The sequence below is a fragment of the Ignavibacteria bacterium genome (assembly GCA_025612375.1).
Lineage (GTDB): Bacteria > Bacteroidota > Ignavibacteria > Ignavibacteriales > SURF-24 > JAAXKN01.
The window spans coordinates 42,760-54,485 of sequence record JAAXKN010000008.1; the positions used below are offsets into that span (position 1 = coordinate 42,760).

General features: G+C 45.4%; 6 protein-coding genes. 5 read left to right on the forward strand and 1 reads right to left on the reverse strand.

Annotation, left to right across the window (positions count from 1 at the left end; translation table 11 throughout):
- The first annotated feature begins 30 nt into the window (after positions 1-30).
- The 5 genes from gyrA (at position 31) to HF312_07710 (ending at position 9,654) form a co-directional block, all read left to right on the forward strand.
- Complete coding sequence (gene gyrA / locus HF312_07690; protein ID MCU7520087.1) at positions 31-2,520, forward strand: DNA gyrase subunit A; 2,490 nt, start codon at positions 31-33, stop codon at positions 2,518-2,520.
- A 175-nt stretch (positions 2,521-2,695) separates the two neighbouring features.
- Positions 2,696-3,916 (forward strand): aminotransferase class I/II-fold pyridoxal phosphate-dependent enzyme, encoded by a 1,221-nt coding sequence (locus HF312_07695; protein ID MCU7520088.1) that lies wholly within the window; start codon positions 2,696-2,698, stop codon positions 3,914-3,916.
- A 117-nt stretch (positions 3,917-4,033) separates the two neighbouring features.
- Entirely contained in the window at positions 4,034-5,953 is a 1,920-nt protein-coding gene (locus HF312_07700; GenBank protein ID MCU7520089.1) for a M1 family metallopeptidase, read from the forward strand.
- A 66-nt stretch (positions 5,954-6,019) separates the two neighbouring features.
- Positions 6,020-8,848, forward strand: coding sequence for a S8 family serine peptidase (locus tag HF312_07705; protein MCU7520090.1), 2,829 nt, complete (start codon positions 6,020-6,022; stop codon positions 8,846-8,848).
- Positions 8,849-9,201: 353 nt separating this feature from the next.
- Entirely contained in the window at positions 9,202-9,654 is a 453-nt protein-coding gene (locus tag HF312_07710; GenBank protein ID MCU7520091.1) for a transposase, read from the forward strand.
- Between the two features lie 230 nt (positions 9,655-9,884).
- On the opposite strand, the gene aspS is transcribed toward HF312_07710, so the two are convergent.
- A complete protein-coding gene (gene aspS / locus HF312_07715; GenBank protein ID MCU7520092.1) occupies positions 9,885-11,651 on the reverse strand; it encodes an aspartate--tRNA ligase in 1,767 nt (588 codons plus the stop codon).
- Positions 11,652-11,726: the final 75 nt, after the last annotated feature.

Genomic DNA, 11,726 nt, shown 5'->3' on the forward strand with positions numbered 1-11,726 from the left:
AATTATTATAAAACAGGAAATATTTTTAGTATGGCTACAATTTTTGAAAAAATAGTGCCGGTTGCATTGGAAGAGGAAATGAAATCCTCCTATATAGATTATGCTATGTCTGTTATAGTTTCAAGAGCATTGCCGGATGTAAGAGATGGCCTTAAACCTGTTCACCGCAGAGTTTTGTATGGAATGCATGAACTGGGAGTTCCGTTCAATAAGCCGTATAAAAAGTCAGCAAGAATCGTCGGTGAGGTTTTAGGAAAGTACCATCCGCACGGCGATACGGCAGTATATGATACGATGGTTAGAATGGTGCAGGATTTCTCACTTAGATACCCATTGGTTGACGGCCAGGGTAACTTCGGTTCCGTTGACGGCGACTCTGCTGCTGCTATGCGTTATACAGAGGCACGCCTGGCAAGAATAGCCGAGGAAATGCTGCGCGACCTGGATAAGAACACGGTTGATTTCGCACCTAACTTTGACGACTCTTTGCAGGAGCCGGTGGTTATGCCTTCATACCTTCCGAACCTTCTTGTCAACGGTGCAAGCGGTATTGCTGTTGGTATGGCAACAAACATTCCGCCTCACAACATTGTTGAAGTGGTTGACGGCCTGGTGGCACTCATTAAAAACCCCGACATTACTTCTGAAAAACTGATGAAGTATGTTACGGCGCCTGACTTTCCCACGGGCGGAATTATCTTCGGCTACGACGGCGTAAAGGAGGCTTATACAACGGGCCGCGGCCGTGTGGTTGTAAGGGCAAAGGCTAACGTTGAAACACTCAAAAACGACAGGGAAAACATCGTTGTAACTGAAATTCCCTACCAGGTAAACAAGGCTAACCTCATTGAAAAAATTGCTGAACTGGTCCGCGAAGGAAAAATAAACGACATATCGAACATACGCGATGAGTCGGACAGGGACGGAATGAGGGTTGTAATTGAACTTAAGCGCGACGCTCAGCCTGAGGTGGTCTTAAACCAGCTCTTTAAGCACACACAGATGCAGATCACTTTCGGCGTCATTATGCTGGCACTCGTTAAGGGTATACCGAAGATCCTGACGCTGAAGGAAATGATGTCGTACTTCCTCGAACACAGAATGGAAGTCCTGATCAGAAGGACAAAGTTCGAGCTCGACGCCGCAGAACGGCGCGCCCACATTCTTGAAGGCTATATAATTGCACTCGACAATATAGATGAAGTGATCGAGACAATTAAGAAGTCAAGGGACGTTGAGACCGCCAAGAACAACCTTATGAGGCGCTTCAAGCTCTCAGAAATACAGGCACGCGCAATCCTGGATATGAGGCTTCAGAGGCTGACAGGCCTGGAAAGAAAGAAAATTGAAGACGAGTACAGGGAAATAATAAAGTTAATTGAAAAATTAAGAGGCATTCTGGCAAGCGAAGAAAAAAGATATCAGATTATCATACAGGAACTCCAGGCTATCAAGGAAAGATACGGCGACGAAAGAAGAACAGATATCATCCGCGACTACAAGGAATTCTCACTTGAAGATATCATTGCCGAGGAAGACGTTGTTGTAACAATCTCGCATAACGGCTTCATCAAGCGCTTCCCGGTCAGCGGATACCGCAAGCAGGGACGCGGAGGCAAGGGAGTTACCGGTGCCGGTACGAAAGAAGATGACTTTGTTGAACACATGTTTATCGCTTCAACGCACCATTACATAATGTTCTTTACAGACAAGGGCAAGTGCTACTGGCTGAAGGTTCACGAGATTCCCGAAGGAGGACGCGCCTCCAGAGGCCGCTCGATACTTAACCTGATTGAAAAGGAAAAGGACGAAAACATTACGGCTTTCGTTTCTGTCAAGGAATTCAGTGACGACATGTACCTTGTTATGGCAACAGAACAGGGCACGGTTAAGAAGACTGTCCTTTCAGCCTACTCAAACGTCAGAAAAGGCGGCATTAACGCCATTAACCTTACTGACGGCGACCGCCTGATTGAGGTTAAGAAAACCGACGGCAATAACGACCTCATTCTTGGTACCCGCAACGGTATGGCAATCCGCTTCAGCGAGAAAGACGTCCGCGACATGGGACGTACAGCCACCGGCGTACGCGGAGTCAACCTTGGCAAGGGAGACGTTGTTGTTGGACTCATAGTCATAAGCCGCGCTTCAACGGTTCTTGTTGTAACCGACAAGGGCTATGGCAAACGCTCGGACCTTGAGGATTACAGACTCACTCACCGCGGCGGCAAGGGAATCATTACTATCAAGACAAGCGATAAAAACGGCAAGATGATAGCAATGAGGGAAGTTAACGACAACGATGAACTCGTAATCATGACCGAACAGGGAATGATCATTCGCCAGAGCGTCAGAGACCTGAGAGTCATGGGACGGAATACCCAGGGCGTAAGGCTCATAAGACTCAGCGAAGACGATTCAATTGCTGATATCGCACGCGTAATTTCCGAAGATGATGAGGCTCAGGAAACTGCAAACGGAAAAGAGTCCGTTGAAGTTGAAGAGGCTCTGGATATATAAGATCGCGTAATTTGATCTTAAATTTGTTAAACCCTGAAAGGTCTTTGTACTTTTCAGGGTTTTTTTTCACCCAAAAAGACAAAAATAAATCCACTTTGAATATTTAACGGCGTTAGCTATTTTAGATCCGGAAGAAAAATAAATACATGATTAAAAAACAAAAACCAGGTTTTTTATGAAAAATCACGACATCCGGAATTTCGACACAAAATGCGTTCATTCAGGAATCGGCAGTTATGAGTTCGGACCAGTAACTCCTCCAATTTACCAGACCTCAACATTCAGGTTTGATTCGGCCCAGCACGGAGCGTCTCTTTTCGCAGGAAAGGAAAAGGGATATATCTACACAAGGATGACCAACCCTACCGTGGAAGCTCTGGAAGACTGTGTGGCTGAACTTGAAGGCGGATACAAGGCACTTGGATGCGCAAGCGGAATGGCCGCAGTTCACACTGTTTTTATGGCAATGCTTAAAGCAGGCGACCACGTTGTATGTTCTTCAATTGTATACGGCCCCACTTCCACACTCCTCATCACTATAATGGCAAACTTCGGCGTGGAGACTACATTTGTAGACACTTCGGACCTCGCGAAAGTAAAAGAGGCAATGCGCCCAAATACAAAAATGCTGTACGTGGAAACCCCCGCAAACCCGACACTTTCTATTACCGACCTGGAAGGAGCAGCAAAGATTGCGCACGCTAACGGTGCAAAGCTTGTTGTGGATAATACATTTTTAAGCCCTGCTCTGCAGCGCCCTATGGAATTTGGTGCTGACGTTGTGCTGCACAGCATGACGAAATTCTTAAACGGGCACGCGGATGTCGTTGCGGGAATTGTTGTGGTTAAGGATGAGGAAGCTTATAAGGTATTTAAAAAAGTATTAAATCAGATAGGCGGCGTCATTGATCCCTTTAATTCATTCCTTGTGCACAGGGGAATCAAAACCCTTTCTCTCAGAATGCAGAAGCACTGCGAAAACGCACAGGCGGTAGCTGAATTTCTGGAAAAGCACCCACTCGTAAAATGGGTTGCCTATCCGGGACTTAAGAGCCATCCGCAGTATGAAATTGCTCAGAAACAGCACCATGGCGGACACGGCGGCGTTATCTCTTTTGAAGTTGAAGGAGGCTACGAGGCAGGTGAGATTATGATGAACTCGGTTAAACTCTGCCAGCTGGCTGTAAGTCTTGGCGGCATTGAAACCTTAATTCAGCATCCTGCAAGCATGACACACGCCTCAATGGGCAAGGAAGGAAGAAAAACCGCTGGAATTACAGAAGGCCTGGTAAGGCTTTCGGTAGGAATTGAAAACGCTGCCGATATAATTGAGTGCCTTGAAAACGCACTTGCAGAAACCACAAAAACAGATACAACGGTTTTTGAACAGATCTGATTTGAACAGATATAAAAAATATTAATCTTTAGAAAGAATAAATTATAAATCCCGGGAGTTACTATAAAAGACTTCCGGGATTTTGTAATTCAGACATAATTACCAAGGAGACAAAAGATGAAGAGCCCGTCTTTACCTGCTGCACGCATCATGCTTCCATTATTAATTACTCTTTTATTATTAAGTACAGATTTATTTTCACAGGCTAAGGATTTATATGTCCCTCTTAACATTAAAAATGCCGTAGAAAAGCAAACGCGCACGCTAAGCGGAATGCCGGGGAAAAACTACTGGCAGAACCGTTCGGACTATAAGATCCAGGCCTCGCTGGACCCCAAAACAAGACTCCTTACGGGAAAAGAAGAAATTACTTACTTCAACGACAGCCCCGACACGCTTAAGGAAATTGTAATAAGGCTTTACCATGATATATTCAGGTATGAGGCCGCAAGGGATTTTCCAGTGGGCAAAAGATTCCTCTCGGACGGGATGAATATTGAAAATTTAACCGTTGCCGGAAGTGAAATAAATATTAAGGACAATAAAACAGTAAACCGCTCGGGTACAAACATGACCGTTAAGGTGCCTGAAAAGATCCTCCCTAAAAGCAACATTAAACTTGAAGTAAGCTGGAGCTTTACAATGCCCAACGGCTCATTCAGAATGGGCACTTACGGAGATTCAACGTTCATGGTTGCATACTGGTACCCACAGATGGCGGTATATGACGACATAGACGGATGGGACAGGACAGATTACACGGGAACGGTGGAATTTTATAACGATTTTTCAAACTATGACGTTGAACTGACCGAGCCTGAGGGAATCGGCCTCTGGGCTACGGGTGAACTTCAGAACGCCAAAGATATATTTTCAGACAAGATTCTTGACCGCATAAATCTTGCAAAAACTTCGGACAATGTAGTTAACATTGTTACAAAAGAAGACCTTTCAAAAAAAGACATTTACCAGGATAATGACAGCCGCACCTGGCACTTTAAGGCCAGTCGCGTGCCCGACTTTGCCTTTGCAATGAGCAGCCATTATCTCTGGGACGGCGTGAGCATTGAGGTGGATAAAGGCTCTCACCGCAGGACTTTTATAAGTGCAGCATACAATGAGGCTTCAAAGGATTTCTATGAGGTAGCTTCAATTGCAAGAAAAACGGTTGAAAGCCTTTCGTTCGACCTTCCGGGTGTAGCGTATCCGTACCCGTGCCTTACAGTTTTTAACGGTGAAGGAGGCATGGAGTTTCCCATGATGGTTAACGACGGCTCTATGGAAAACCGCTCTGAAACCGTGCACGTTACCTCCCACGAAATTACGCACACATACTTCCCGTTTTATATGGGTACAAACGAGCGCAAGTACGCGTGGATGGATGAAGGCTGGGCAACCATGATACCTTTCGACCTGCAGGCTTCCCTTGCTCCGGGATATGACCCGAGATCGGAAAATGCCCGTGACTATGCCTCTTTTGCCGGAGGCGAGCAGGACATGCCCATTATGACGCTTTCTTATATGATGAAATGGGGCTCGTACAGAATTGCTTCATACAGAAAGCCTGGAGTGGCCTACGACATGCTGAGGGCTTTACTGGGAAAGAAAACCTTCGATAATGCGCTCAGAGAATACATAAGCCGCTGGAACGGAAAACACCCCGGCCCATATGATTTCTTCAACACGTTCAATGATTATCTTAAAACTGACTTAAACTGGTTCTGGAACAGATGGTTTTTTGAAAAAGGTTACCCCGACCTGGCAATAAAAGAAGTAAAAGTTGAAGATAATAAATTAAAATTGCTAATTACAAATGAAGGTACAATACCTGTTCCAATTGTTCTTAACATAACGTGGGAAGACGGCAGGAAGGTAATTATTCCGCGGGACGCTGAAGTATGGAAAGATTCCAGCTCCACGTGGATCGAATGCGGAACAAGCGGAAAAATAAAATCAGTAGAGCTGGGTGATCCATCGGTTCCGGATATTAACAAAAAGAATAACTTTTTTGAATTTAATAATCAAAGTTCCTTATAAACAATCAAAGTAACAGTTCAGGCGTATGTCCTGAACTGTTACCAGACATAAGTGAAGGTCGTCAAGATGTTAAGAAAAGCTGCTTACCTGTTCTTTTTTATATTTTTAAGTAATCTGGCTTTTAGCGCCACCTCCCAAAAGGGAAGGGTATTGGGCCAGGGAAACACTCATTACCTCCGGGGTGAAGTTGTAGTAAAGCTGAAGTCCGGAGCGAGGCTGAATAAGTCTCTGGCTTATGCTTCCTTAAGTAAAAAGCTGAGTGCCTACAGTATTAAAAATATATCAAGTACATTTCCCGATAAGACTGGCATTCTGGAAGATATAGTTACAGTTGAGTACGGCTCGGACGTTGATCCCCGGGATATGGCAGAGAAAGTCAAATCCACAGGTGAAGTCCTCTGGGCAGAACCCCACTTTGTATACAAAACCAGCACAGTGCCAAACGACCCCAGCTACAGCCAGCAGTGGAGCCTTGCGACCATACAGGCCGAGCTTGCATGGGGAATTACCAAAGGAAGCGATGCAATAATTATCGGCATCGTGGATACAGGAGTAGAATGGGGCCATCCCGATCTGACGGATAAAATCTGGATAAATACAAAGGAAACTCCGGATAACGGAGTTGATGACGACCATAACGGCTACGTTGATGACGTAAGGGGATGGGACTTCGGTGGCATGACAGGAACGCCCGACAATAACCCGGACGAGGATCAGGCTGACCACGGGACGCACGTGGCCGGTATTGCCGCTGCCACAACGGGTAACGGAAAAGGAATAGCCTCCATAGGGTATAACTGCAGGATTATGGCAGTTAAAACCTCAAGAAACGACGACCGTGATTCCCAGGGTGAAGTTTATGTCGATTACGGCTATGAGGGAATAATCTATGCCGTGGATAACGGCGCCAGGGTAATCAACTGCAGCTGGGGCGGTGACGGATATTCAAAGATGGGGCAGGACGTGGTGGATTACGCCCTTTCAAAGAATGTGCTTATTGTCGCCTCTGCCGGCAATGAAAATTCAGACGCGGCTTCATATCCGGCTTCTTACGACGGCGTGCTATCAGTGGGCTCAACAGACCAGCTGAATGACACCAGATCATACTACTCAAACTTCGGCTCTACGGTGGATGTATTTGCCCCGGGAAGCAACATTTATTCTACATGGAAACAGGACGTATACAGAAACCTCTCCGGAACCTCAATGGCTTCACCACTTGTTGCAGGGCTTGCAGGACTGGTACTGTCGCGTTTTCCACAGTTTACGCCCCGCCAGGCAGCAGAACAGATAAGGGTTAACTGCGACAACATAGACGCCGCCAATCCTTCGTATAAGTACCAGTTAGGCGGAGGAAGGATCAACGCCTTTAAGGCATTAAATAACGTAAACTCGAAATCCGTAAGGGGTTACGATTTTGTTTTCTCCGATGAGGAGGGGAATAACAATGGGGTTTTTGAACCCGGCGAAACAGTAACCCTTTCAGCAAATTTTGTAAATTACCTGGATCCGGTATCTTCACTGAGTATAACTTTAGAGAGTCTGGACGGCTATGCTTCGGTTACAGGAGCGTCATTCAGCCAGGGGCAGGCTCAGACACTTTCAAGCTTTAATAACAGCATGAGCAAGTTCCGCTTTACCATAAACAGCAATGTGCCGAATAATTATGAAATGAAGCTCCTCCTTAAATATAATGACGGCACATATTCCGACTACCAGGTGATTGCAGTTAAGGTTAACCCTTCCTACATGACCCAGACATCGGGAAAAGCCGGTCTTACAATTACGAGCAAGGGGAATCTTGGCTTTAATGACTACCCGATGAATTTTGAAGGCGACGGCTTCCGCTACAACGGGGGATCGAACCTTCTTTTTGAAGGCGCCCTTATGTACGGAATTTCCGCGGATAAGCTCACAGACGCCGCAAGAACGGGTGACGTGCAGGAACAGGATTTTAAGGTGCTGAAGAATTTTATGCTTGCTAAAAATCAGTTAACGGGAGGCTATGAAGGGTTTACCATGTTTAATGACGAGGACGCCGGGAGCTACAGCCTGGGGGTTGAAACAACGCTTCGTTCTTATTCATACGCACAGGCGCCCTATGATAAATTTGTGATCTTAAGATACCGCATGGCCAACAAAAGCGGAAACGACATAACCGGCTTCCGTGCGGGGTTATTCCTTGACTGGGACATTAATGCCGATACGGCTACGGCTGATAATGCATACTGGGAAAAGGATTACAACTTCGGCTATGCATATAGCCAGCTCAGTAATCCCGGAGTAATTGCAGGATGCGCGCTTGTATCTTCAGGCGATTTCAACTATTACGCCATACGCAACGACGGCTCCGAAGGCGGGGTTGGTTTATATACCCCGAGCCAGAACGAATTTACAAAACAGGAGAAGTGGACAACACTCTCGACACAGAAAATGAGCGCCGGAACAGGGGACATTTCCATGGTGGTATCCGGAGGCCCATATAGCATAAAAGCAAACGACACGCTTGAAGTTGCCTTTGCAATTTTTGCAGGAGAGACGATGGCGGATTTGAGGAATACGGTCCAGAACGCCAGGAAGAAGTTTCATGAGATAGTAAACACAAGTGATACAGGAGAGGTTGCGATTCCGGTTGAATACAGCCTGAGCCAGAACTATCCAAATCCCTTTAACCCCGGGACGCAGATCGACTATTCAATTCCTGAGGCATCGGATGTAACGCTTAAGGTATACAATATTTTGGGGCGTGAAGTGGCAACGCTAGTTAATATGCACCAGAATAGCGGCCGTTACACAGCTGAATTCAAGAGCGAAGGCCTTCCAAGCGGCATATACATCTACCGTCTCAAAGCCGGTAACTACACCTCCGCAAAGAAGATGACAATCTTGAAATAATTCGTTTACAAATGCTACAAATTGGTAACTGCTAACGCAGTTAGGAAATTTCTTTGATTCAAAGCAAAGTTTTTCCTATCCGCGTTAGCGGATACCTACAAATAGACAACCGCTGAAAGCGGTTAAAAGAATTATTTCAACACTGAATTGAAAATTGTCCTATCCGCGTTAGCGGATACCTATTTGTAGAAAAGCAGATCAAAAATAAATTCCGAACCACGCAGTGGTTCCATATGCCGGCTTTGCACGGAATAATAAACATTCTATATTTTCCCTTCCCGCTTGCATGTTGTGGTATTATTTATAATAATATCATTAACCTTCCCTTAAAAACAATTATGAGGTATGCTGGCATGGCAAACACGTATTCCCAGGTCTACATCCATATTGTTCATTCCACACTGGGCAGAGTACCTTTAAACCATCCGGACTTCAAGGATGAGCTCTGCAAGTACATTACAGGAATTGTATCTAAAAAACGTCAGAAGATGATTGCAATTAACTGCGTAAGTGATCATATCCATTATTTCCTTGGTCTGAATACGGAATTGTCCATTGCTGAGATTGTCAGGGAAGTAAAGCGTTCTTCAACATGTTTTATCAATGATAAGAGACTCTGCCTGGGTGAATTCAAATGGCAGGATGGATACGGTGCATTTTCATATTCACATTCACATATTGACAGGGTGGTCAGATACATTGCTCGCCAGGAAGAACACCACAGGATACGGACATTTCAGGAAGAATACATTGAATTTTTGAAATCATTCGGGGTGAAATATGATCTTAAATATGTGTTTGGGTAGGGAAAAATATGGAACCACTACGTGGTTCTGAAAATCTTTTCTTTCATATTCCTACAAATAGGTATCCGCTAAAGCGGATAGCAATAGGTTATATTCAGAAAGCCGGAATGAAACTGGAGCAGGTACAATCTCATCCATACCAGAGATACTGTGAAATTGTTCATGGCATCAAGTTAATATATAAAAAAAGGCGGGCTTAAAGACCCGCCTTTTTTATATTATTTTGTAGATTATCTGACTTTTATGTGCAGCTCTTTTAACTGGTCGTCGGCTACGGTTGAGGGGGCCTCGTCCATTAAAGATACTGCGCTGGCTGTCTTCGGGAACGCTATTACTTCCCTTATTGAAGGCGCACCGGCAAATATCATAGCCATTCTGTCGAATCCGAATGCAATTCCTCCGTGAGGCGGTGCTCCGTACTTGAAGGCGTTCATAAGGAATCCGAACTTCATCTCGGCTTCTTCATCCGAAATACCCAAAGCCTTGAACATCAATGACTGAAGGTTTGCGTCGTGGATTCTTATGCTGCCTCCGGCAATTTCGCTTCCGTTTAATACAAGATCGTATGCGCGGGCTTTAACCCTTGCCGGGTCTGTAAGCATGTATTCAACGTCTTCAAGCCTTGGAGAGGTAAACGGGTGATGCATTGCATAGAAACGCTTTGTATCTTCGTCCCACTCGAAAAGAGGGAAGTCCGTAACCCACAGAAGCGCCGGCTTGGCTTCTGGCGTAATCAGGCTTAGCCTGCGTGCCATCTCAAGCCTTAAGTAGCCCATTACGGTCAGAGCTTTCAGGCGTGGGCCTGAAATTATGAATATCAAATCTCCTGCCTCAGCACCCATCTTCTTAATAATTGCCTTCTGTTCTTCTTCGGTTAAGAATTTAACAGTGGGAGATTCCAGGCCGTCTTCTTTTACCCTCATCCATATGAGGCCGCTGGCACCAAGCTTCTTTACAAAATCTGTCAGAACGTCAAGCTGGTTTCTTGTATAATCTCCGCATCCTTTTGCAAGAAGTGAAGTTACGATGCCGCCTTTTTCTATTGCATCCTGGTAGACGCGGAAAGTTGAATTCTTAAGCTCTTCATTTAATGTAATCATCTCAAGACCGAATCTAAGGTCGGGCTTGTCGCTGCCGTACTTTTCCATGGCCTGGTCAAATGTCAGTCTTGGAATGGGGAGCGTGAGGTCGTAGTCTTTAATTTCCTTAAAGAACCGCTGCATCAGGCCTTCGACGATACCGAAAACGTCTTCCTGGTCCACAAAAGACATCTCAACGTCTATCTGCGTAAACTCGGGTTGTCTGTCGGCTCTTAAATCCTCGTCGCGGAAGCACTTTACAACCTGGAAGTAGCGGTCCATGCCTGAAACCATCAGTATCTGCTTATACTGCTGCGGCGACTGCGGCAGGGCGTAGAATTTTCCCTTATGGACGCGGCTCGGCACCAGATAATCTCTTGCGCCCTCAGGAGTGCTTTTCATTAAGACCGGAGTTTCAATTTCAACAAAGCTGTTCTCGTCAAAATACTTCCTTGTAATCTGGTACATCTTGTGGCGCAGAAGCAGGTTCTTCTGCATAGAAGGGCGTCTTAAGTCCAGATAGCGGTACTTTAAGCGCAGGTCCTCATTTGTATCCACATTATCTGTCAAAGGGAATGGCGGCGTTTTAGCCTGGTTGAGTATAATGAGCTTATCCGCCATTACATCTATAAGTCCTGTAGAAAGCTGCGGGTTTTCAGTGCCCTCGGGGCGGCGTCTTACCTTGCCTACTACGGAAATTACATACTCTCCTCTTAAGTCTTTTGCAAGCTCGTGAGTTTCTGAATTATAATGAGGCTCAAAGACCACCTGCGTAATGCCGTAACGGTCGCGCAGGTCAATGAATATTACTCCTCCAAGATCACGCCTGGTATCTACCCAGCCGTTCAGGACGACTTCCTCTCCAATGTTTTGCTCTCTCAGCTCTCCGCAGGTATGTGTTCGTGTCTTAAATTGCATCGGTTCTTACTTACTCCAAAAAAAATTATAGTATAATGCGAAGATAATAAAAACTTCTTTTAATTTCGAATCAGC